The sequence below is a fragment of the Rahnella selenatireducens genome, from assembly GCF_046449555.1.
Lineage (GTDB): Bacteria > Pseudomonadota > Gammaproteobacteria > Enterobacterales > Enterobacteriaceae > Rahnella > Rahnella selenatireducens.
Genome location: NZ_JBKEZJ010000001.1, coordinates 440,986 through 464,325, shown reverse-complemented (window position 1 = coordinate 464,325; position 23,340 = coordinate 440,986). Strand labels below are relative to the sequence as shown.

Annotated in this window: 20 protein-coding genes and 6 tRNA genes; 2 read left to right on the top strand and 24 right to left on the bottom strand. The window is 51.6% G+C overall.

Features of this window, described 5'->3' with window-relative positions:
- Positions 1–5: 5 nt before the first annotated feature.
- The 7 genes from mrdA to leuS all read right to left on the bottom strand — a co-directional run bounded on the left by mrdA (position 6) and on the right by leuS (position 7,901).
- Positions 6–1,910 (bottom strand): peptidoglycan DD-transpeptidase MrdA, encoded by a 1,905-nt coding sequence (gene mrdA / locus ACLBVC_RS02260; protein ID WP_152326435.1) that lies wholly within the window; start codon positions 1,908–1,910, stop codon positions 6–8.
- Between the two features lie 38 nt (positions 1,911–1,948).
- Positions 1,949–2,419: a 23S rRNA (pseudouridine(1915)-N(3))-methyltransferase RlmH gene (gene rlmH / locus ACLBVC_RS02255; protein ID WP_013576495.1), complete on the bottom strand. Its 471-nt coding sequence runs from the start codon at positions 2,417–2,419 to the stop codon at positions 1,949–1,951.
- A 3-nt stretch (positions 2,420–2,422) separates the two neighbouring features.
- Complete coding sequence (rsfS, locus tag ACLBVC_RS02250) at positions 2,423–2,740, bottom strand: ribosome silencing factor (RefSeq protein ID WP_152326436.1); 318 nt, start codon at positions 2,738–2,740, stop codon at positions 2,423–2,425.
- Between the two features lie 205 nt (positions 2,741–2,945).
- Positions 2,946–3,623 carry a nicotinate-nucleotide adenylyltransferase gene (nadD, locus tag ACLBVC_RS02245; protein ID WP_410147832.1) on the bottom strand — a complete coding sequence of 226 codons (678 nt, stop codon included), beginning with the start codon at positions 3,621–3,623 and terminating at the stop codon, positions 2,946–2,948.
- A 14-nt stretch (positions 3,624–3,637) separates the two neighbouring features.
- Entirely contained in the window at positions 3,638–4,678 is a 1,041-nt protein-coding gene (holA, locus tag ACLBVC_RS02240; protein WP_410147831.1) for a DNA polymerase III subunit delta, read from the bottom strand.
- Entirely contained in the window at positions 4,675–5,304 is a 630-nt protein-coding gene (lptE, locus tag ACLBVC_RS02235; RefSeq protein ID WP_410147829.1) for an LPS assembly lipoprotein LptE, read from the bottom strand. The genes holA and lptE overlap by 4 nt, the downstream gene beginning before the upstream one ends.
- 14 nt (positions 5,305–5,318) lie before the next feature.
- Complete coding sequence (leuS, locus tag ACLBVC_RS02230; RefSeq protein WP_410147827.1) at positions 5,319–7,901, bottom strand: leucine--tRNA ligase; 2,583 nt, start codon at positions 7,899–7,901, stop codon at positions 5,319–5,321.
- Between the two features lie 269 nt (positions 7,902–8,170).
- Between leuS and ACLBVC_RS02225 the strand changes: the two genes are divergently transcribed.
- Positions 8,171–8,668 carry a zinc ribbon-containing protein gene (locus ACLBVC_RS02225; RefSeq protein ID WP_410147826.1) on the top strand — a complete coding sequence of 166 codons (498 nt, stop codon included), beginning with the start codon at positions 8,171–8,173 and terminating at the stop codon, positions 8,666–8,668.
- A 49-nt stretch (positions 8,669–8,717) separates the two neighbouring features.
- Here ACLBVC_RS02225 and ACLBVC_RS02220 read toward each other — a convergent pair whose 3' ends face one another.
- The 9 genes from ACLBVC_RS02220 to miaB all read right to left on the bottom strand — a co-directional run bounded on the left by ACLBVC_RS02220 (position 8,718) and on the right by miaB (position 18,151).
- Complete coding sequence (locus ACLBVC_RS02220; RefSeq protein WP_195814211.1) at positions 8,718–9,443, bottom strand: amino acid ABC transporter ATP-binding protein; 726 nt, start codon at positions 9,441–9,443, stop codon at positions 8,718–8,720.
- Complete coding sequence (gene gltK / locus ACLBVC_RS02215) at positions 9,440–10,117, bottom strand: glutamate/aspartate ABC transporter permease GltK (protein WP_195823554.1); 678 nt, start codon at positions 10,115–10,117, stop codon at positions 9,440–9,442. Before gltK ends, ACLBVC_RS02220 begins: the two co-directional genes overlap by 4 nt.
- A gap of 2 nt (positions 10,118–10,119) precedes the next feature.
- Positions 10,120–10,860, bottom strand: coding sequence for an amino acid ABC transporter permease (locus tag ACLBVC_RS02210; protein ID WP_410147825.1), 741 nt, complete (start codon positions 10,858–10,860; stop codon positions 10,120–10,122).
- 190 nt (positions 10,861–11,050) lie between these two features.
- Positions 11,051–11,947: an amino acid ABC transporter substrate-binding protein gene (locus ACLBVC_RS02205; RefSeq protein WP_165059420.1), complete on the bottom strand. Its 897-nt coding sequence runs from the start codon at positions 11,945–11,947 to the stop codon at positions 11,051–11,053.
- Positions 11,948–12,384: 437 nt separating this feature from the next.
- Positions 12,385–13,914: an apolipoprotein N-acyltransferase gene (lnt, locus tag ACLBVC_RS02200; protein ID WP_410147823.1), complete on the bottom strand. Its 1,530-nt coding sequence runs from the start codon at positions 13,912–13,914 to the stop codon at positions 12,385–12,387.
- Between the two features lie 7 nt (positions 13,915–13,921).
- Positions 13,922–14,800 (bottom strand): CNNM family magnesium/cobalt transport protein CorC, encoded by an 879-nt coding sequence (gene corC, locus ACLBVC_RS02195; protein WP_101075684.1) that lies wholly within the window; start codon positions 14,798–14,800, stop codon positions 13,922–13,924.
- 111 nt (positions 14,801–14,911) lie between these two features.
- Positions 14,912–15,385 (bottom strand): rRNA maturation RNase YbeY, encoded by a 474-nt coding sequence (gene ybeY, locus ACLBVC_RS02190; protein WP_410147822.1) that lies wholly within the window; start codon positions 15,383–15,385, stop codon positions 14,912–14,914.
- Complete coding sequence (locus ACLBVC_RS02185) at positions 15,382–16,458, bottom strand: PhoH family protein (protein ID WP_410147820.1); 1,077 nt, start codon at positions 16,456–16,458, stop codon at positions 15,382–15,384. The genes ybeY and ACLBVC_RS02185 overlap by 4 nt, the downstream gene beginning before the upstream one ends.
- Before the next feature lie 268 nt (positions 16,459–16,726).
- Positions 16,727–18,151: a tRNA (N6-isopentenyl adenosine(37)-C2)-methylthiotransferase MiaB gene (miaB, locus tag ACLBVC_RS02180; protein WP_410147818.1), complete on the bottom strand. Its 1,425-nt coding sequence runs from the start codon at positions 18,149–18,151 to the stop codon at positions 16,727–16,729.
- A gap of 188 nt (positions 18,152–18,339) precedes the next feature.
- Here miaB and ubiF point away from each other — a divergent pair, with 188 nt between their 5' ends.
- Positions 18,340–19,524, top strand: coding sequence for a 3-demethoxyubiquinol 3-hydroxylase (gene ubiF / locus ACLBVC_RS02175; protein ID WP_410147817.1), 1,185 nt, complete (start codon positions 18,340–18,342; stop codon positions 19,522–19,524).
- A 106-nt stretch (positions 19,525–19,630) separates the two neighbouring features.
- Here ubiF and ACLBVC_RS02170 read toward each other — a convergent pair.
- From ACLBVC_RS02170 to ACLBVC_RS02135, 8 genes are all read right to left on the bottom strand, one after another.
- Positions 19,631–19,705, bottom strand: a tRNA-Gln gene (locus ACLBVC_RS02170).
- Positions 19,706–19,749: 44 nt separating this feature from the next.
- Positions 19,750–19,826 (bottom strand) — tRNA-Met (locus tag ACLBVC_RS02165).
- A gap of 92 nt (positions 19,827–19,918) precedes the next feature.
- Positions 19,919–19,993, bottom strand: a tRNA-Gln gene (locus ACLBVC_RS02160).
- 65 nt (positions 19,994–20,058) lie between these two features.
- Positions 20,059–20,133, bottom strand: a tRNA-Gln gene (locus tag ACLBVC_RS02155).
- A 23-nt stretch (positions 20,134–20,156) separates the two neighbouring features.
- Positions 20,157–20,241, bottom strand: a tRNA-Leu gene (locus ACLBVC_RS02150).
- Positions 20,242–20,249: 8 nt separating this feature from the next.
- Positions 20,250–20,326 (bottom strand) — tRNA-Met (locus ACLBVC_RS02145).
- 228 nt (positions 20,327–20,554) lie between these two features.
- Entirely contained in the window at positions 20,555–22,219 is a 1,665-nt protein-coding gene (gene asnB, locus ACLBVC_RS02140) for an asparagine synthase B (protein ID WP_410147815.1), read from the bottom strand.
- 362 nt (positions 22,220–22,581) lie between these two features.
- The gene (locus ACLBVC_RS02135) at positions 22,582–23,334 is read right to left on the bottom strand and encodes an HAD-IIA family hydrolase (RefSeq protein ID WP_101075809.1); all 753 of its coding nucleotides are present in this window, start codon (positions 23,332–23,334) and stop codon (positions 22,582–22,584) included.
- Positions 23,335–23,340 lie beyond the last annotated feature (6 nt).

Here is a 23,340-nt window from a genome sequence, read left to right as displayed (position 1 = left end):
GCCGGTTAATCACCTTCAGTTCCCGGTGGCGCAGGTGCGTCAGCCGGCAGTTGTGTCGTGTTATCGCCCAATAAGATATGGTCGAGTATCTGCCGCGAAATTGTTCCGACTGCCGGGCCTGCACCACCGTTTTCCAGTACTACGGCGACGGCGACGGTGGGTTTGTCATACGGCGCGAAAGAGGTCATCAGTTTGTGGTCACGCAGATGCTCAGCAATCTTATGCGCATTATAGATTTCATTGGCTTTCAAACCGTAAACTTGTGCTGTCCCGGATTTTGCGGCCGCTTTGTAAGGTGCATCGGCGAAATATTTACGGGCCGTACCGTTCGGACGGTTGGCAACGCCATACATCCCGTCTTTCGCAATTTCCCAATATCCGGAATGAATATCGCCAATCTGCGTGGTTTCCTGCTGCTGATACGGCACCTGTTTGCCATCCACTTTCGTGCTCAGCAACAAGTGCGGTGTTTTGACATTGCCGTCATTAATCAGTGTGGTCATGGCTTTCATTATTTGCACAGGCGTTGCGGTCCAGTAGCCCTGGCCGATACCGACAGGGATCGTGTCGCCCTGATACCACGGTTTTTTGAAGCGTTTAAATTTCCAGTCGCGGTTAGGCATGTTGCCGCTGCGCTCTTCTGATAAGTCGATGCCGCTGTACTGACCATAGCCGAATTTGCCCATCCATTCGGAAAGGCGATCAATCCCCATATCGTACGCAACCTGATAGAAGAAGGTATCCGCCGATTCTTCGAGGGCTTTGGTCACATTCAGGCGGCCATGGCCCCAGTGTTTCCAGTCACGATAGCGCTTGTCTGACCCGGGTAACTGCCACCAGCCGGGGTCAAACAAAGAGGTGTTTTTGTTGATCACGCCGGTCGTCAGTGCCGACACGGAAATATACGGTTTCACCGTTGATGCCGGCGGGTAAACGCCTTGCGTAGTACGGTTGATCAGCGGTTTGTTTGGATCATTTAACAACGAGCTGTAGTCTTTGCTGGAAATCCCGTCGACGAACAGATTTGGATCATAGCTTGGGTTAGACACCAGCGCGCGGATTGCGCCATCGCGCGGATCAGTCACCACCACGGCGGCGCGGCTTCCGGTCAGCAGGACTTCAATATATTGTTGTAGCGGCAGATCAATGGTCAGATAAATATCTTTCCCGGCCTGCGGCGGCTCTTCATGCAACTGGCGGATCACGCGGCCACGGTTGTTAACTTCCACTTCTTCATAGCCGGTTTTGCCGTGAAGCGTGTCTTCGTAAAAACGTTCTATGCCGAGTTTGCCGATATCATGCGTTGCAGCGTAGTTCGCCAGAATGCCGTCTTTATCCAAACGTTCAACGTCACGATCGTTAATTTTCGATACGTAGCCGATAACGTGGGTGAGGGCTGAGCCATACGGGTAATAGCGGCGCTGATAACCTTTGACTTCAACACCGGGGAAATGGAACTGGTTCACGGAGAAGCGCGCGACCTGGACTTCGGTCAGTGCTGTTTTCACGGCAATAGACGTAAAGCGTCGCGAACGCTGGCGCTCTTTTTTGAAGTTCTCGATATCGTCAGGGGTTAAATCGACGATAGGTTTCAGCCCTTCGAGCGTGGCCTGAAGGTCATCGACTTTTTCGGGCACAAGTTCGAGCTGATAAATAGTGCGGTTTAACGCCAGCGGGGTTCCGTTGCGGTCATAGATAATGCCGCGGCTTGGCGCAATCGGCACCAGCTTGATTCGGTTATCATTGGAACGGGTCTGATAATCCTGAAAACGGACAATCTGCAGGTTATACAAATTGAAAGCCAGGATACCACTAAGTAGCAGAATGCCGATGAACGCCACCAGTGCACGGCGCACAAAGAGGGCTGATTCAGCCGTATAGTCGCGAAAAGGGTTACGATCTATTTTCATCCCACTACTTAATTCATGTTGCTGACATTCACCACCCGTTATTCGCGGTGGTATGGATGATTAGTGGTAATACTCCAGGCGCGGTAAAGACTTTCCGCGACCAGAACCCGAACCAGCGGGTGAGGAAGTGTCAACGGAGAGAGCGACCAGCTCTGTTCCGCTGCGGCTTTACAGGCCGGTGCCAGCCCTTCCGGGCCGCCGATTAACAGGCTGACATTTCGTCCGTCCTGTTTCCAGCGTTCCAGTTGTTGCGCCAGTTGCGGGGTTTCCCACGGTGTGCCCGGAATATCCAGGGTCACAATGCGATTACCTTTACCGACAGCAGCCAACATCTGTTCGCCTTCTTTTTCAAGAATGCGTTTGATATCAGCGTTCTTACCGCGTTTCCCAGCCGGAACTTCAGTCAGTTCAAACGGCATATCTTTCGGAAAACGGTGCAGGTAATCGTTAAAACCGGTTTGTACCCAGTCAGGCATTTTTGTGCCGACGGCGACAAGTTGCAGTTTCACGCATTAACCCCAGAGTTTCTCGAGCTCATAAAGCTGACGGCTTTCTTCCTGCATGACGTGAACGATGACTTCACCCAGATCGACAACGACCCAGTCGGCTTCGTTGATGCCTTTCACACCCATCGCGTCCATACCGGCCGCTTTCACTTCTTCAACCAGATGTCCGGCGATAGCCACTACGTGGCGGCTGGATGTACCGGTACAAATAATCATGCAATCAGTAATACTGGATTTGCCTTTAACATCAATGGCAATGATGTCTTGTGCTTTCAGGTCATCGACTTTATCGACAACAAAATCTTGGAGCGCTTTACCTTGCAAAGGTTCCCCCTGGGGATGTTTGAAACAATTGACCTCACAAGACAGCTGCCGGTGAATCACCGAAGCAAAGGCCCGTCTCATGATGGATAAACATAGCGGTTATCAGGAAAACACTGAAAACGTTTAACAATCAATATATTGTATTGGTTAATCACGCAGCGTTATCGAGAGCCGAAATTAAGCGGCGCAGTATACCACGCGTTAGCTACTCGCGGTACAAGCCCTGTGATTCTATATACCGCTCAACGGCAGATGGCAGTAAATCTGAGCAATCAAGCCCCGCATGACGCCGTTCGCGGATTTCCGTCGCTGAAATATCCAGCAGCGGTGTATTGGCCTGAAAAATGAATCCGGCGGGTTTATGTTTGAGTTTCCCCGCATCGGCCACCCAGTGTGCGTCGTACCAGCGCTGGAGCGCCGGCGTATCGAGCTGTTCCTGATATCCCGGACGCGCCATCACCACCAGATGACAAAAATCGAGCAGCGATTCCCAGCGGTGCCACTTGTGCAAGGTCAGCAATGAATCCTGGCCAATGATAAACGCCAGCGGGCAATCATCGCCATGTTCTTTACGTAACGTTGCAAGTGTCTCAATGGTGTAGGACGGGGTATCGACATCAAGCTCACGTGAATCCACAGAAAACAATGGTTTACCTGCCACGGCCAGTTCAACCATGCGTAGGCGCTGTTGCGAGCTGGCTTCAGGTTGCGGGCGATGAGGCGGGACGTTATTGGGCAGCAAAATTACGTGATCAAATCCGGCCTGTTCAGCCAGGCTGGTCACAGGTTTCAGGTGCCCGTAATGGATGGGATCGAAAGTCCCGCCGAAGAAAGCCAGGAGTTGTGCCGGGCGTGAAGAAGAATGTGATGCGCTGAGTGACATACCGGTGTCCTGCTTCAATACGAACCCGAACCAACATAATCAACCGGCAGGGGTTTTCCACACAATAACATGGAGAGGCTTTCCAGCTCTGACCAGACAGATTGACCATAATCCTGTTTCAGGGTGATTTCCATTTGAGTCAGCAAACGGACAGCCTGCGTCAGATGTTCGAGTGATAAACGTTGTAACGCCTGCGTCACCAGCGTCCGGCGGTTTTGCCAGACCTTTTGCTGATCAAAGAGCGTGCGCAATGGCGTCGAATCCACTTTACGCTTCAGGTTAAGCAGCATCAGAAGTTCGCGTTGCACGGTTCGCAGCAAAATAACCGGTTCGCTGTCTTCCTGCTGTAGCTGACGCAAGATGTGCCAGGCACGCTTGCTTTTACCTGCCAGCAGTGCGTCGAGCCAGTGATAGGGCGTAAAGTGCGCGGCATCGTTGACGGCCGTTTCAACGCGTGGCAGCGTGAGTTTTCCATCAGGATAAAGCAGGGAAAGCCGCTCGAGGGACTGGGCTAACGCCAGCAGATTGCCTTCATAGCAATAACATAAAAGCTGGTTTGCCGGTTCATCCAGTTCAAGTGATAACGCCTGAGCGCGGCGGGTGACCCAGCGAGGAAGCTGCGCCTGTTCCGGCGTCTGACAGCTGACAAACACGCCTTTATCACTCAGCCCTTTAAACCATGCGCTGTTTTCCTGCGCTTTGGTCAGTTTGGTTCCGCGCAGCAACAGTAAGATGTCGTCATGCAAAAGGGTAGTCAGCTTAAGCAATTGTTCTGCCATCGGCGCAGTCGGGCCATTATCAGGCAGGATCAGCATCAGGGTCTGGCGGCTGGCAAACAGGCTCAGCGCCTGACAGATACTGAAAATTGACTCCCATTCGGTATGGGCGTCGAGCACAAAAGTGTAGTGTTCCTGAAAATCAGAAAGCTGAGCCGCTTTACGGATACTGTCCTGACTCTCCTGCAAAAGCAGAGGATCGTTGCCACATAACAGATAACAGGCGCGCAGCCCCTCACGGAGCTGCGCGGCAAGTTGTTCCGGGTAAATTCGGATCATTTTGCGGAAGTGCTTGCCGGAGCCGGGGTCGATACTTCAGAGGTATCATACGACGTGCTGGCAGATGACCGGGTAGAAATCACTTCTACCTGGCCATTCACTTCATCCGCTTTGCGCATTTCTGACGCATGCACCGTCAGTAACTTACGGATCAGCTGCTGAGCCGCCTGCTGACGCATCTCCCCGATAATAATGTCCTGCTCGTTATCTTTTGCCAGCGCCGTTAACGGGTTGTCAAAGAAGGAGCGGAATACTTTTACATGAATCGGATAAAGATCTTTACCAGGCATCAGGACTGATGCACTGACGTCCATTTGCATCTGGTATTCAGCCGTTTTCCCGTCCTGGAAAATTGACGCGGTGCTTCTGCCCGTCGATTCACCACCGATACGCAGTGAAGGAATATCCTTACGCTGTTGAGTCGTCGGATCATCCACGATAGTCACGTTACTCAGGCGCAGCTGAGTACGAATATCACGCGTCAACGGGCCATACGGGTCACTACTGTCCACAACGATGGTTCTCAGCTCGTCCGGAACGTTAGTTTTTCCACGTAAGTGAAAACCACAGCCTGCAGTTACCAGCACTGCTGCGGTCAGCAGCAGCGTCATTATAGGATGTCGCACAGATCCTCCTTGACTCAACCTACAACCAGGTTAAGCAGTTTGCCCGGGACGTAGATTACTTTGCGAACCGTAACCCCATCCAGATATTTTGCGACCAAATGTTCTTCTGCCGCACGCTCGCGCACTTGTTGCTCGGTAGCATCAGCGGCTACGGTGATTTTAGCACGTACTTTACCATTCACCTGCACAACGACCAGTTTGGAATCTTCCACCATGGCATGCTCATCAGCCTTTGGCCACGGCGCGGTATCCACATCACCTTCACCGTTCAGCGCCTGCCAGAGGCTGAAGCAAACGTGCGGGGTAAACGGATAAAGCATGCGGACAACGGCCAGCAGAGCTTCCTGCAACAGGGCGCGGTCTTGTTCAGTTTCCTGTGGCGCACGGCCCAGTTTGTTCATCAGTTCCATCACCGCGGCGATTGCCGTGTTGAAGGTCTGACGACGGCCAATATCATCGGTGACTTTCGCGATGGTTTTGTGCAGGTCGCGACGCAGATCTTTTTGCGCTTCGTTCAGGGAAGCCGCATCAAGGGGAACGGTTGGGCCTTTTTCTGAATGTTCGTAAGCCAGTTTCCAGACACGTTTCAGGAAGCGGTTAGCCCCTTCAACGCCGGATTCCTGCCATTCCAGCGTCATTTCTGCCGGAGAAGCGAACATCATGAACAGTCGTACGGTATCCGCGCCGTATTTATCAACCATAACCTGCGGGTCGATACCGTTGTTTTTAGACTTGGACATCTTGCTCATGCCAGCATAAACCAGCTCGCGGCCCTGCGGGTCAGTCGCTTTAGTGATACGGCCTTTTTCGTCGCGCTCAACGGTAGCATCGGCCGGAGAAACCCAGACGCGCTCGCCGCCGTTACCGGTGTAGTAGAATGCATCCGCCAGAACCATGCCCTGACACAGCAGGCGTTTAGCGGGTTCGTCAGAATCGACCAAGCCCGCATCGCGCATCAGTTTGTGGAAGAAGCGGAAATACATCAGATGCATGATGGCGTGTTCGATACCACCAACATACTGATCAACTGGCAGCCAGTAGTTTGCCGCAGCCGGATCCAGCATGCCTTCGTCATACTGCGGGCAGGTATAACGCGCGTAGTACCAGGACGATTCCATGAAGGTATCGAAAGTGTCGGTTTCACGCAGACCCGGCATACCGTTCACTGTGGTTTTAGCCCACTCAGGATCGGCTTTAATCGGGCTGGTGATGCCGTCCATGACAACGTCTTCCGGCAGGATAACCGGCAGCTGATCTTCAGGTGTCGGGATAACGGTACCGTCTTCCAATGTGATCATCGGGATTGGCGCACCCCAGTAACGCTGACGGGAAACACCCCAGTCGCGCAAACGATAGTTCACTTTACGCTGGCCCACGCCCTGCGCGACCAGCTTGTCGGCAATTGCATTGAAGCCATCTTCGTGATTCAGACCATCGAACTCACCGGAATTAAACAGCGTGCCTTTTTCGGTCATGGCTTCTGCGGTGACGTCAGGCTGGCTGCCATCCAGATTCAAGATGACGGGCTTAATCTGCAGGTTATATTTGGTCGCAAATTCCCAGTCGCGCTGGTCGTGGCCCGGAACGGCCATCACCGCGCCTGTGCCGTATTCCATCAGGACAAAGTTGGCGACCCAAACCGGCAGTTTTTCACCTGACAGCGGATGAACCGCATACAGGCCGGTTGCCATGCCTTTTTTCTCCATGGTTGCCATTTCTGCTTCGGCAACTTTGGTATTGCGGCATTCGTCGATGAAATCGTTCAGGGCTGGATTATTGATGGCGCCCTGTTGTGCAAGCGGGTGACCGGCGGCAACAGCCACGTAGGTCGCGCCCATGAAGGTATCAGGACGGGTGGTGTAAACCGTGACTTTTTCGTCGCTGTCTGCCACGTCGAAAGTGATTTCCACACCTTCGGAACGGCCAATCCAGTTACGCTGCATGGTTTTAACCTGTTCAGGCCAGCTTTCCAGCGTGTCCAGATCGTTGAGCAGCTGATCGGCGTAATCGGTGATTTTGATAAACCACTGTGGAATTTCTTTACGCTCAACCTTAGTGTCACAACGCCAGCAGCAACCGTCGATAACCTGTTCGTTAGCCAGAACGGTCAGGTCATGCGGGCACCAGTTAACGGCGGAAGTCTTCTTGTAAACCAGGCCTTTCTCATAAAGCTTGGTAAAGAACCACTGTTCCCAACGGTAGTAATCCGGTTTGCAGGTCGCGATTTCGCGATCCCAGTCATAGCCGAAGCCCAGCAGTTTCAGCTGGTTCTTCATGTATTCGATGTTTTCGTAAGTCCACGGCGCCGGTGCTGTGTTGTTTTTCACCGCGGCACCTTCGGCTGGCAGGCCGAATGCATCCCAGCCGATAGGCTGCAGGACATTTTTACCGAGCATGCGCTGGTAACGGGAAATCACGTCACCAATGGTGTAGTTGCGCACGTGTCCCATGTGGAGACGACCTGACGGATAAGGCAACATGGAGAGACAGTAATATTTCTCCTTACCAGGTTGTTCGGTAACTTTGAAGGTTTGCTTCTCTTGCCAGTGAAGCTGAACGTGTGACTCAATGTCTTCTGGACGGTATTGCTCTTGCATGGCGGCCGGTGGTCCTGTGAGTGAAAACAGCTACGCCTGTAGCTCAAAAAGTTTTAATCAAAAGATCCGCATAGCATAGCCGATAAGCGGAGGGTGCAACAACACCCGCTGAAGGGCTAACGGGGATTTCTGCCTTCTTCTGACGCATTATTCATAATCTGCGAGCCAGCCCGGGATAATCTGCGCAACGTATCAGGGATTTACGTCTAAAATAAAGACAATACGCTCCCGCCGGGCAAGCGGTCATGTCAGTTCAAGGAGAGGAAGTTATGAGCAATATTACGCAATCTTACCGCCAGTTAGTGTCTTCGCTGACCGAGCGGTTGAAAAATGGCGAACGTGATATCAGCGCACTGGTGCAGGATGCCCGTGTCCGTCTGCAAGATGAAGGCAAATTGTCAGAAATTCAAATTGAACAGTTAACGTCGGCAGTCAGACGCGACCTGCATGAGTTCGCGCGCAGTTACGGCGAGAGCCAGCGGGCAGTGGCTGAAGATGACGGAACCGACAGTGTGTTTCTGCGCGTAATTAAAGAAAGTCTGTGGAAAGAGCTGCTGGACCTGACGGACAAAACGCAGCTGGAATGGAAAGAGATGTTTAAAGACGTCAGCCATCACGGCATTTATCACAGCGGGGAAGTGGTCGGGCTGGGAAATCTGGTTTGTGAAAACTGCCATTTTCACTTAGCGGTCTACACGCCTGAGATTCTGAGTAAATGCCCAAAATGCGGGAATACCGAATTCAGCCGACGCCCGTTTGAACCGTGATTTTTTATTGCCCGTTCCCATTCAAACCGGGAGCGGGCAATAAACGCGTTTAGTGCAGGATTTTCGCCAGGAAATCGCGGGCACGATCTGATTCCGGATTATTGAAGAAGTCGTCTTTATTACGGTCTTCCACAATTTTACCTTCATCCATGAAAATCACGCGGTTCGCCACTTTACGGGCAAAGCCCATTTCGTGGGTGACCACCATCATTGTCATGCCTTCGTTTGCCAGCTCAACCATTACGTCCAGCACTTCGTTGATCATTTCCGGATCAAGCGCTGAAGTCGGTTCGTCAAATAGCATAGCGATAGGATCCATACACAATGCGCGGGCGATAGCGACACGCTGCTGCTGTCCGCCGGAAAGCTGACCTGGGAATTTGTTGGCGTGAGCGGATAAGCCCACGCGTTCCAGCAGTTTCAGGCCTTTTTCTTTCGAGGCTGCTTTATCGCGTTTCAGCACTTTTACCTGAGCAAGCGTCAGGTTGTCGATGATCGACAAATGCGGGAACAGCTCAAAATGCTGGAACACCATGCCGACTTTCGCACGCAGCTGAGCCAGATTGGTTTTCTTATCATTGACCGGTGTACCGTTGACCAGAATCTCACCTTTTTGAATCGGCTCCAGCCCGTTAACGGTTTTGATCAGCGTCGATTTACCCGACCCGGAAGGCCCGCAAACTACCACAACTTCACCTTTTTTAACTTCGGTGCTGCACTCGGTCAGCACCTGAAAGTGCCCGTACCATTTAGAAACATTCTTCAGTGAAATCATGAAACGGTCCTTTTCTTCAAATAACGCACCAGCAAGGAAGCGGAAAGGCTGATAACAAAGTAAATAAGTCCTGCAAACAGCACCATCTCTACCAGCGTACCGTCACGGTCGCCAATATTGGATGCGCTGCGGAAGAAGTCGGCGAGGCCCAGAACATATACCAGCGAGGTATCCTGGAATAAGACAATCGCCTGGGTCAGTAGCAACGGCACCATCGCGCGGAAGGCCTGCGGCAAAATCACCAGTTGCATGGACTGCCACTGGGTCATGCCCAGCGCCAGCGCGGCAGAAGATTGCCCGCGTGCAATACTGATAATCCCGGCGCGAATGATTTCGGAATAGTAGGCCGCTTCAAACAAGGCGAACGCAACCATCGCTGAAATCAAGCGTATATCCGTTTTAGGGGATAAACCGAGCACTTTTTGCAGGAAGCCGGGCACAATCAGATAGAACCACAACAGCACCATTACCAGCGGCACGGCGCGGAACAGGTTGACATAAGCCGAGGCAAACCAGCTGACAGGTTTGAAAGACGATAAACGCATGACCGCCAGCAGCGTACCCCAGAGGATACCGACAACAATCGCCAGCGACGTGATTTTCAGGGTGATGACCATGCCCTGCCACAAATACGGCAGGCCGGGGCCGATAGAGCTCCAGTCAAATTCATGCATTCTTATTTACCTCCCATGTTGCCCGGCAGGCGGACTTTACGTTCTACAAAATGCATCAGGAGCATGATGACGGCATTGATAAGGACGTAGGCAACGGTAATCGCCGTAAATGATTCATACGCATGGGCGGAGTAATCAAGCAACTTTCCGGCTTGTGCCGCCATATCGACCAGACCGATGGTGGACGCGATAGCCGAGTTTTTGACCAGGTTAACCATTTCTGAGGTCATCGGCGGTACGATCACGCGATACGCGTTTGGCAACAGGACATAACGATAGGTTTGCGGCAGCGTCAGACCCATTGCCAGCCCGGCATTACGCTGGCCGCGGGGCAATGACTGAATGGCCGCACGGACCTGCTCGCATACGCGGGCGGCGGTGAACAGACCGAGACAGATCACAGACGAGGTGAAGAATTGCACATTCGGTGCCAGTTCTGATTTAAACCACATGCCGATATTTTCAGGCAGAAGTTCAGGTACAACCAGATACCAGATAAAGAATTGCACAATGAGTGGCACGTTACGGAAGAGTTCAACGTAACAGGTGCCGATGCCGGAAAGGATCCGGTTGGGAACGGTACGCAGTATCCCGAAAAGTGAACCGACGAAGAACGCGATAATCCAGGCGCAAATCGACAGCGCGACGGTGACCTGAAATCCATTCCAAATCCAGCCCAGGTAGGTGGTATTCCCAAAGGGGGCTTGTTGCAAAAATATGCCCCAGTTCCAATCTATTGACATAAAAACTCCGTAAACCGGGTAATAAACTACCCATCTGAGTGATGACGTGATCCGCGTGAAAAATGATTTGGGAGGATATGCGGGGTGGGGAACGACCACCCCGCATCCGGTCTGCATCATCACAGGCTGGTGGTCCAGCCTTATTCTTTAATTACACTTCTCTTGGTTATACCCGTCTGTCTGGTATTTCTTACAGTGCTTTATCGTTTGGTGCCTTGAACAGGGCTTTCATGTCGTCAGACAGTTCAAAGTTCATGTTCAGATTCTTCGGAGGAATCGGTTTTTTGAACCAGGTTTCAAACCACTTAGTCGCTTCACCGGAAGTTTGTGCTTTCACGATGGTGTCATCGACCAGTTTTTTGAAGTCGGCATCATCTTTACGCATCATGCAGCCATACGCTTCTTTGGACTGTGGAGTCCCGATGATTTCCCAGTTGTCTGGTTTTTTGGCTTTCGCACGTTCACCGGCTAACAGGGCATCATCCATCATGAACGCAACAGCACGACCGGTTTCCAGCGTACGGAAGGAGTCACCGTGGTCTTTCGCGCTGATGATGCGCAGATCCAGTTTCTTCTCTTCATTCAGCTTATTAAGCAACACTTCAGAGGTGGTACCTGAAGTGACGACAACGGTTTTGCCTTTCAGGTCAGCGAAGTCTTTAATCTCAGATCCTTTTTTCACTAACAGACGGGTGCCGATAACGAAGATGGTGTCGGAGAAAGCGGCTTGCTGCTGGCGCTCGAGATTGTTGGTGGTAGAACCACACTCAAAATCATAGGTGCCGTTTTGCAGCAACGGAATACGGTTCTGCGAAGTAATTGGCATCATTTTGACCTGCAGGTTAGGCAGGTTCAGTTTTTTCTTCACCGCGTCAACGATGGCGTCAGAGTAATCCTGTGAATAGCCGACGACTTTCTGTTCGTTATTGTAGTAAGAGAATGGCACGGAGGATTCGCGGTGACCTACCACGATAACGCCATTGTCTTTGATTTTTTTCAGGGTGCCGGTCAGTTCTTCTGCGTGAGCAAAGCTGCTTACGGCAACGCTTGCCAACACTACGGATAACGCCAATTTGCGCAATTGCATGTCCAACTCCTTGCTGTCATTAGGGATCCAAATCACGGATCAGAAAGTGCTAATGCCTCGTCATATGAAGCTAGAAAATAACTGAATGTGAATTTTATGAAACCACATTGTTTCTTTTTTGAGACGAGACACGCACCAATTAAAAGCAATTAACGGGCTATGCACTTAGAGAGTGCATGAGGAATAGCCTTTTTGTTCCAAAATGATGCACGACGTCATAAAAAGTAACTAATCAGATATCTTTCAATTAGATGTAGCAAGAGTCATGCCAGAAAGCCTGATTTAACTTCATTACCGGTCAGATAATCAGCGCTTAATGCCGGGTTTATCACAAACGACAGCAGGTAAAAGGGGAAGATTACGGGGGCTAAAAAGAAGATGCGACAAAACAGTTCAGGCGCCCGAAGACGCCTGATTTAAAGAGAAAATACGAAAATTCATTTTTTGCGACGGCCCAGCCACAGTGCCGCGACAGCCATGATGAGCGTTACTATCCACACCGGCCACCAGCCAACGCGTGCATACGGCGTCATACCGGTTGTCGGCGTGACCTTCACGTTCAGTACCTGACGGGTAAACTGCGGAATTTGGGCGGTCACATCACCCTGAGCATTCACTACGGCGGTAATACCGTTGTTGGTGCTGCGAAGCAACGGGCGGCCTAATTCCAGTGAACGCATACGCGCCATCTGGAAATGCTGCCACGGGCCAATCGAATGTCCGAACCAGGCATCGTTGGAAATGGTCAGCAGGAAGTTGGTGTCCGGCCGCAGGTTATCGCGCACCTGTTCACCAAATACCACTTCATAACAAATGGCAGTAGTCAGATTGAGGCCGCTGACAAACAAAGGCTTCTGCACATAATCGCCGCTGGTCAGGCCTGACATTGGCAAATCGAAGAACGGTGCGAGAGGGCGCAGCAGCGTTTCCAGAGGAACAAATTCACCAAAGGGCACCAGATGGTGTTTGTTGAAACGGTTGTCGTCAGGGTAGCGATAAGTTTGTTCACCGCCCAGCACGATGGCGCTGTTATACACCTTCATGCCTTGTTCGTTGCGGCGCGCGTCGATAATCCCGGTGATCAGCTGAGTCCCGTGCGAACGGTAAATATTATCCACCATGCTCAGGAAGCCCTGCTGGTCAGATTCAATATCTGAAATCGCAGATTCTGGCCAGATGATCATGCTGGATTTGCCAAGATAAGGACGGCTGAGATCCAGATACGTTTGCAGTGCGCTTTCCAGCGCTTTCGGATCCCATTTCATGGACTGCGGAATGTTGCCCTGAACCAGTGCAACATCAACAGCTTTCTCCGGCTGTTCCTGATACCAGTGGATATAGCGCAGCGGCCATGGCAGCAGCAACATTGCCAACGCCATAATACCCGGGGCTTTCCGGCGCTGGTAGATGGCATATACCAGCAGACCGCTCAGTGAAGTCAGTAACAGCGTAATGCCGTTCACACCGGTGATTGGCGCAAGGCCTTTCAGGGGGCCATTGATCTGGCTGTAACCGAATTCAAGCCAGGGAAAGCCGGTCAGCACCCAACCGCGTAGGAATTCAGTAATTTGCCACAGAGCAGGGGCGGCAATTGCCAGTTTCCACCAGGTGGTTTTTGGCCACAGTTTGCTTAAAATACCGGCAAACAGCATGGTGTAAAGCGATAAATAAGCCGCCAGCAAAATCACCAGGAACAGGTTGATGGCTTCCGGCATGCCGCCAAAGGTGGCGATACTGACGTAAACCCAGTTGACGCCTGTTCCAAACAGGCCAAATCCCCAGCAGAAACCTATCCACGCGGATTGCGCCGGACGGCGATCCAGTGTTAATGCCAGTAGACCGCAGAGTGAGACGATTGCTGCTGGCCAGAAATCATAGGGGGAAAAAGCGAGCGTGCCACAGGCACCGAATAAGAGCGCCAGCAGGGCGCGAACCCGCTGGCGTTGATATAAAGAGGCAATTGCCATGGAGTAATTATTCTTCCAGTATCGGTTGCGGCGCGTCGTCCGGTATTTTTACATGAACCTGAATAATACGGCGGCTGTCGGCCATCGCAACCTTGAACAGGTAACCGTCAATTTCAATGCTTTCGCCTCGTGCCGGTAAATGGCCGAAGGACTGCATCACCAGACCGCCAATCGTATCGACCTCATCGTCACTGTAATGGGTCTGGAAGACTTCGTTAAAATCTTCAATCGGCGCCAGCGCGCGGACAGTGTAGGTATGGCGGCTAAGCTGACGGATATCCAGATCTTCAGCTTCGTCATACTCATCATCGATTTCGCCGACAATCAGTTCGAGAATATCTTCGATAGTGACCAGGCCGGATACGCCACCGAATTCATCGACAACAATCGCCATATGGTAACGCTGTGAGCGGAACTCCTTTAGCATGCGGTCAACACGTTTGCTTTCAGGAACCACCACCGCGGTTCTCAGCACTTTATCAATGCTGAATGGCTCGGACTCTGTGCGCATAAACGGCAGCAGGTCTTTGGCCATCAGGATGCCTTCAATGTGATCCTTATCTTCGCTGATCACCGGGAAGCGGGAGTGTGCGGATTCGATGATGACATCGAGGCACTCTTCCAGCGGCTGATTGCGTTTGAGCGTGATCATCTGAGAACGGGGGATCATGATGTCCCGGACGCGCTGCTCGGCAATATCCATCACGCCTTCCAGCATGTCACGGGTATCGGGGTCGATCAGATCGTTTTGTTCTGAGTCACGGATCAGCTCAACCAAATCGCCACGGTTTTTAGGTTCACCGTGAAAGAGCTGGTTAAGGATAAGGGAAAAGAAGCCCTTCTTGGGACTGGGGCTGTCACTATTTTGTGAATGGTCATCGCTCATGGCGTTTGGTTTAGTTTTCTCGTGTTGGTGGTCATTATGATCAACTCTTAGCCTGAAACGCCTGCGGGAGACATATCTCCGTCGCAGGCGCTGTGTGAATCCGGGCTAATCTCAGTTGTCTTCTTTTTCTGAAATATAGGGATCAGGATAACCCAGGGCCAGCATGATTTCAGTTTCAATCGCTTCCATCTCTTCGGCTTCTTCATCAACGATATGGTCATAGCCCAGCAAATGCAAACTGCCGTGAATAACCATATGCGCCCAGTGAGCCCAAAGTTCTTTTTCCTGCTCTTTGGCTTCCTTCTCAACGACCTGACGACAAATAATCAGGTCGCCGAGCAGCGGCATTTCCATGCCAGGAGGAGCTTCGAACGGGAAGGATAACACGTTGGTCGGTTTATCCATGCCACGATAAGTCATGTTTAATTCATGACTTTCCGGGCTATCGACCAAACGGATTGTGACTTCCGACTCTTCCTGAAACTGTGGAAGCACAGCTTCCAGCCAGGTCTGGAAGTCATTTTCTGACGGTAAGCCTGCATTTTCTTCGCAAGCGATCTGTAAATCGAGGATTACCGTGTTCATTCACTGACCTGCTGAGATGCGTTGTTTTGATGTTCATGTTTACGCTCTGCGGCAATCGCATCGCGACGTTTCTGGTCTTCTTCTTCCCACGCTTCGTAAGCTACAACAATTCGCGCGACAACAGGATGACGGACAACGTCCTCACTGTGGAAAAAGTTAAAGCTGAGTTCTTCGACAGACGACAACACTTCAATGGCGTGGCGCAGGCCGGATTTCTGATGGCGCGGCAGGTCGATTTGCGTCACGTCACCGGTAATCACTGCTTTGGAGTTAAAACCAATGCGGGTCAGGAACATCTTCATCTGTTCGATGGAGGTGTTCTGGCTTTCGTCGAGAATGATAAAGGCGTCATTCAGGGTACGGCCACGCATATACGCCAGCGGAGCGACTTCAATGACGTTGCGCTCAATCAGTTTCTCAACTTTCTCAAAGCCCAGCATTTCGAAAAGTGCGTCGTACAGCGGACGCAGATACGGGTCAACCTTCTGGCTGAGATCGCCCGGCAGGAAGCCCAGCTTTTCACCGGCTTCAACGGCAGGGCGAGTCAGCAGAATACGGCGCACTTCCTGACGTTCCAGTGCATCAACGGCGGCGGCAACGGCCAGATAGGTTTTCCCCGTTCCGGCAGGGCCGATGCCAAATGTGACGTCGTGATCCAGAATATTTGCAACGTATTGCGCCTGATTCTTCGTTCGCGGTTTGATCACGCCGCGTTTGGTTTTAATGATGACCGCTTTGCCAAAATCAGGCACGCTTTCAGCTGTTTGCTCAAGCACGCGGCTTTCTTTAATGGCCAGATGGATTTTTTCAGGATCGATATCCTGAGTCTCACCACGCAGCGGCGCGGTGTCTACGTATAAGTCGCGCAGAATATCAGCGGCTGCCGCAACAGGCAGGCTCTTTCCAACAAGTTTAAATGCGTTATCACGACGGTTGATTTCAACGCCCAACCGGCGTTCCAGTTGTTTGATGTTGTCATCAAACGGCCCGCACAGGCTCAGCAAACGCTGATTGTCTTCGGGCTCCAGTAAAATCTCTTGTGTTACAACGTTCAAACTTATCCTTTGGGTCACTCTGGACCAGTTTACCCTTTATGCAACAGGGGCGTTCAGTGAGACATACGACCGTAAACTGCTTTCAGCCGACAACCATACCTGAGTTAATAATACATGCCCTTGGCAAAATATGCTGCGCCTTGCAGGCCGTTACATAAACCTGCATCCGGATATGCGGCCTTTCCTGGAGAATTAAACCCCTGAGGCCGGTCTGACGTCTGAATTATCAAAAGAAACAGGACGCCGGAGCGCCCTGTGGGGTTCTGTCATTCTTCGCTACAATGATTCAGGGCTGATAGATCCCAACGCCCAGTTCATTTTCTTTGCGTGTGCGGGCAATAACAGATTGCGGTGATTCGTGCAGACGCAGCGCCATTTGTTCTTCTGTGCGGATGACTACGCCACGCAGAGAGTTGGCGTAGACATCGACAATTTCGACATCTACGAATTTGCCAATCATGTCCGGCGTGCCTTCAAAATTGACCACGCGGTTGCATTCGGTGCGCCCGGTCAGCTCCATAATGTCTTTACGGGACGTTCCTTCCACCAGAACGCGCTGAACGGTGCCCAGCGTGGCGCGGCTGAAACGCATCACCTGTTGCGTGATCCGGTCCTGCAACAGCGCCAGACGCTTTTTCTTCTCGTCCATGCACACATCATCGACCATGTCGGCCGCAGGTGTTCCCGGGCGCGGAGAGTAGATGAAGCTGAAGCTGACGTCGTAATTGACCTGCGCAATTAAATCCATGGTGCGTTCGAAGTCATCATTGGATTCGCCCGGGAAGCCGATGATGAAGTCAGAACTGAAATGGATATCCGGACGCGCAGCCCGCAATTTACGGATAGTCGATTTGTATTCCAGCACCGTGTGAGGGCGCTTCATCATAGTCAGAATGCGATCAGAACCGCTCTGAATAGGCAGATGCAGGAAGCTCACGACTTCAGGCGTGTCTTTATAGACCTCGATGATATCGTCGGTAAATTCTACCGGATGGCTCGTGGTGAAGCGGATGCGGTCAATACCGTCGATGGCCGCCACCAGACGCAGCAATTCTGCAAACGAGCAGATGCCGCCGTCGAATGAATCACCGCGGTAGGCATTCACATTTTGCCCCAGCAGGTTAACTTCACGCACGCCCTGAGCAGCAAGCTGAGCGACTTCAAACAGGACGTCATCGCACGGGCGGCTGACTTCTTCGCCGCGTGTGTAAGGCACCACGCAGAAGCTGCAATATTTGTTGCAGCCTTCCATGATGGAAACAAATGCGGTCGGGCCATCTGCGCGTGGTTCCGGCAGACGGTCAAATTTTTCAATTTCCGGGAAGCTGATATCCACGACAGGACTTTTGGTGCCGCGAACATGGTTGACCATTTCTGGCAGGCGATGCAGGGTTTGCGGGCCAAAAACGATATCAACGCAGGGCGCACGCTTACGCAGCAATTCCCCTTCCTGAGATGCCACACAGCCGCCGACGCCGATAATAATATCCGGGTTTTTCTTTTTTAATAATTTCCAGTGTCCCAGCAGGCTGAACACTTTCTCCTGGGCTTTTTCCCGGATTGAACAGGTATTCAGCAGCAGAATGTCTGCTTCTTCAGCGTTATCCGTCAGCTGGTAACCGTGGGTGCTATCGAGAAGATCGGCCATTTTAGATGAATCATATTCATTCATCTGGCAGCCCCAGGTTTTTATGTGCAGTTTTTTAGTCATCAGCGTGTCAGTACTCAATACGGGGAACGTTAGATCGGCAGTGCCGCAGTGCATAGCGTTGTTCAGGGGCAGTATTGTAAACCCTCACCTTAGCGCTGACCAGTGCCGGAAAGCAGCTTAGGCCCTGATGCTGACACAAAAATCCGGTACACTTCGCATAATGAACTGATAAAGAAAGCTGGAATAAAATGAATAATTCAGAGAAGTCATTTGATGCAGTGATTGTCGGTGGCGGGATGGTAGGCGCTGCGGCGGCTCTCGGACTGGCCCGTCAGGGACTCCAGGTTGCGCTGATCGAAAATGAAGAGCCGGATGAATTTGACGCATCCGCGGCGGCAGACCTGAGAATTTCTGCGATTGGCTGCGCTTCGGTGCGGTTCTTGCAGAAATTAGAGGCGTGGCCTGCTGTTGAAAAAATGCGCTCGGTGCCGTATCGCCGCCTGGAAACCTGGGAAGTTGACGGTTCAGACGTGAAATTCGATGCGCAATCACTCGGATTACCGGAGCTGGGATTCATGGTTGAAAACCGCGTGCTTCAGCTGGCGCTCTGGCAGCAGTTTGATGCTTTCTCCAATCTGGCCCGTTTCTGTCCGGCTAAACTGCGCCATCTCTTGCAGCATGACGATAAAACCTGGTCACTTCAACTGACGACCGGTGAACTGCTGAGTGCAAAGCTGGTCGTCGCCGCCGACGGGGCGAATTCTTTGGTACGCCAGCTGGCGGGTATCGGCGTTGATGGTTGGGAATATCGCCAGCACTGCATGCTGATAAATGTTGAAACCGAAACGCCGGATCAGGATGTCACCTGGCAGCAGTTTTTCCCTTCCGGCCCGCGCGCGTTCCTGCCGTTGTTTGGCAATCAGGCGTCGCTGGTGTGGTACGACAGCCCGCAGCGCATCCGTTATCTGAAAACACTGAACATGAAACAGCTGACGGCGGAGATTATGCAGGCATTTCCACCGCGGCTTGGAAAAATTAATGCAATAGCAGCAGGCGCGTTCCCGCTGGTTCGCCGCCATGCGCAGCGTTATGTCTTGCCGGGGCTGGCGCTGGTGGGCGATGCAGCGCATACGATTAATCCGCTGGCCGGGCAGGGCGTAAATCTGGGTTATCGCGACGTAGAAGCATTGCTTTCGGTGCTGGAAAAAGCCTGTGACCACGATGAAGCGTGGAGCAGCGAGAACGTGCTGCTGCGCTATCAGCGTCAGCGTCGCCTGGATAATCTGCTGATGCAAAGCGGTATGGATTTGTTCTATACCGCGTTCAGTAACGACCTGGCGCCGGTCAAAGCATTGAGAAATCTGGCACTGATGACGGCACAGCGTGCAGGCGCACTGAAAACCAAAGCGCTGAAATATGCATTAGGCATTTAACGAAGTGAGATAAGGGCAGGCCGGATGAAAGTCGGTTTGCCCTTTTTTTGACTCTGACCCAACCGACGAATAGCAAAAAGCCCGCACGAGGCGGGCTTTCTTAATGTGGCTGGGGTGCCAGGATTCGAACCTGGGTATGCTGGTATCAGAAACCAGAGCCTTACCGCTTGGCGACACCCCAATTTTAAAACTCACTACCTTTTGAGCAGTGTACTGCAGGTAAAATGGTGGCTACGACGGGATTTGAACCTGTGACCCCATCATTATGAGTGATGTGCTCTAACCAGCTGAGCTACGTAGCCAAATTTTACTGACTTACTTCAAAACTTCAAGCACTAATTTAACTAACTTAATAATAAATTTCAAGTGCTTACCAATTATACAGAAAGAAGTATGGCTGGGGTACCTGGATTCGAACCAGGGTATGCTGGTATCAAAAACCAGTGCCTTACCGCTTGGCGATACCCCAACAGTACAACTTCTTCAAACTGGATTTTCCTCACTTTCACAATAAAACCGTGAGAGATAAGAAAATGGCTGGGGTACCAGGATTCGAACCTGGGAATGCTGGTATCAAAAACCAGTGCCTTACCGCTTGGCGATACCCCAACTGTGCTGCCGACTCGATGAAATGGTGCGGGAGGCGAGACTTGAACTCGCACACCTTGCGGCGCTAGAACCTAAATCTAGTGCGTCTACCAATTTCGCCACTCCCGCAAAAAAGATGGTGGCTACGACGGGATTCGAACCTGTGACCCCATCATTATGAGTGATGTGCTCTAACCAACTGAGCTACGTAGCCATCTTTTTCCGCGCTACCTTCATCGGCGTTGCGGGGCGCATTATGCGTATATGACCGTTTTGCGTCAACACCTTTTTTGGAGAAAAAGGCGTGAGAGCGTCCATTTGTCTGGCTTATAACCACTCTGGTGATTAATTGGGCAAAGGACATTATTTTTACTGGCTTTCTCCATAAAAAAACGGGCCAAAAGAGGCCCGTTTGCAACAAGGATATTTACCTGTAAAACGATTATTTATACGCGGACTGATGCACGCCAACCGCACGGCCGGAAGGATCGTCCATGTTTTTGAACGCTTCATCCCATTCGATGGCTTTCGCTGAAGAACAGGCCACTGACGGGCCGCCAGGAACACATTCTGCCGCGCTTGGGACCGGGAACAGTTCCTCGAAAATGGTGCGGTACAGATAGCCTTCTTTAGACGTCGGCGTGTTGTACGGGAAACGGAAATGCGCAGTTTCGAGCTGTTGATCGGTAATCTGCTGAGACGCGACTTCTTTTAAGGTATCGATCCAGCTGTAGCCCACGCCATCAGAGAACTGTTCTTTCTGGCGCCACGCGACGCTGTGTGGCAGGTAAGATTCAAAACATTCACGCAGGATATGTTTTTCCATCTTGCCGTTGCCGCACATCTTGTCTTTCGGGTTGATGCGCATTGCGACGTCGAGGAATTTTTTATCCAGGAACGGTACGCGGGCTTCCACACCCCAGGCGGACATCGCTTTGTTCGCACGGGCACAGTCATACATGTGAAGAGCCAGCAATTTACGCACGGTTTCTTCATGGAATTCTTTCGCGTTCGGCGCTTTATGGAAATACAGATAACCGCCCAGCACTTCATCGGCACCTTCGCCGGACAACACCATCTTGATACCCATCGCTTTGATTTTACGGGACATCAGATACATTGGCGTTGACGCACGAATGGTGGTCACGTCGTAAGTTTCGATGTGATAAATCACGTCGCGGATAGCGTCCAGACCTTCCTGCACGGTGAAGTGAATTTCATGGTGTACTGTGCCTAAATGGTTTGCGACTTCCTGAGCCGCGCGCAGATCCGGAGAACCTTCCAGGCCGACCGCAAAGGAGTGCAGCTGTGGCCACCAGGCTTCGCTCTGATCTTTATCTTCAATACGGCGACCGGCAAATTTCTTGGTAATGGCTGAAATCACGGAAGAATCCAGACCACCGGACAGCAACACGCCGTAAGGCACGTCAGACATCAGATGGCTTTTCACGGATTCTTCCAGCGCATCTTTCAGTGCCGCAGCGTCGGTGACGTTGTCTTTAACGTTTTCGAAATCGAACCAGTCGCGCTGGTAATACTCACGGATTTCGCCTTCCTGGCTCCACAGATAGCTGCCCGCCGGGAATTCTTTGATGGTGCGGCAAACCGGCACCAGCGCTTTCATTTCTGACGCCACGTACATGTTGCCGTGCTCGTCATAACCCATGTAAAGCGGGATGATGCCCAGATGGTCGCGGCCAATCAGGTACGCGTCTTTTTCTGTGTCATACAGAATGAAGGCGAACATACCTTGCAGTTCGTCGAGGAACGCCGGACCTTTTTCCTGATACAGCGCCAGAATGACTTCGCAGTCAGACGCGGTCTGGAACTCATACTTGTCGCTCAATTCAGCGCGCAGAGCCTGATGGTTGTAGATTTCGCCGTTTACAGCCAGAACATGGGTATGTGCTGCGTTGTACAAAGGCTGTGCGCCGTTGTTCACGTCGACAATCGACAGACGTTCATGCGACAGAATCGCTTTGTCGCTGGCGAATACGCCGGACCAATCCGGCCCGCGGTGACGCATCAGGCGCGAGAGTTCCAGCGCTTTTTTGCGCAGCTCGACGGAGTCAGTTTTGATATCGAGCACACCGAAAATTGAACACATATATCTATCTCCCTAACGACGTTTCTCTGGCTGTCATTTTTATGTTTGCGAATGAGGATCAACGTTGCCGTTCTTTCAGTTTTAGTCAGGCTTTGTTGCGTTGCTGACTATGAAAATGCGTCAAAACCCCTGTGTTGTGCAAGCAGTTTAACGCTCTTCTGATAAATAGTGCGTTGGTTAGGCTGGTTTGTTAGTGGGTGTTCAGTTTATTGGTGTTTTCGTTGATGGATTGTCATTTTAATGCCGAAAAATTGTAGGGAATTCAAAAAAACGAAAAAGAGGATAAAAATCAGTCAGCAAGGCGAAAAAAAACGAGCCTGAATGCAGATCCAGGCTCGTTTTTACCGGGTTAACCGACGCGGTCAGATGATATCGATATCTGCCACAGAAGGGTAAATCCAGGTCGGGCGGAAAGGCATTCCTTCAATATCATTCAGTGAAGAAACACCGCTCAGGACCAGAATAGTTTCCAGACCCGCCTGAAAACCGGCCAGAATGTCAGTCCGCAAGTTATCGCCGACAATAACTGTGCCTTCGGAATGAGCCTGCATTTTGTTGAGGGCAGAGCGAATAATCCACGGGCTCGGTTTACCGACATAAAACGGCTTACGCCCGGTGATTTTTTCAATCGGCGCACATAACGCACCGCAGGCAGGGACAAAACCGTGGCCATGATTGTCCGGGTTTGTCGCAATAAAGCGCGCGCCGTTCGCTACGAAATACGCCGCTTTATGGATCATGTCCCAGTTGTATGAACGCGTTTCGCCGACGATCACAAAGTCAGGATTGATGTCTGTGATGGTGAAACCCGCTTTATACAGCTCGTGAATCAGAGCGCCTTCGCCAACGACGTAGGCTTTTTTGCCTTCCTGACGTTTCAGGAAATCAGCCGTCGCCATCGCAGACGTGAAGAACGCACTTTCCGGCACTTCAAGCCCGGCAGCACTGAAGCGGTTTGCCAGATCCTGAGCAGTTTGGGAAGGGTAGTTGGTAAGAATTACCAGAGGCATTCCCTGTTCCTGAATTCGGGCCAGAAAGCGATCGGCGCCGGGTACAGCGGTGTTGTCGTGCAAAAGCACGCCATCAATGTCACAGATTACATTCTTTATTGTCATGATTTC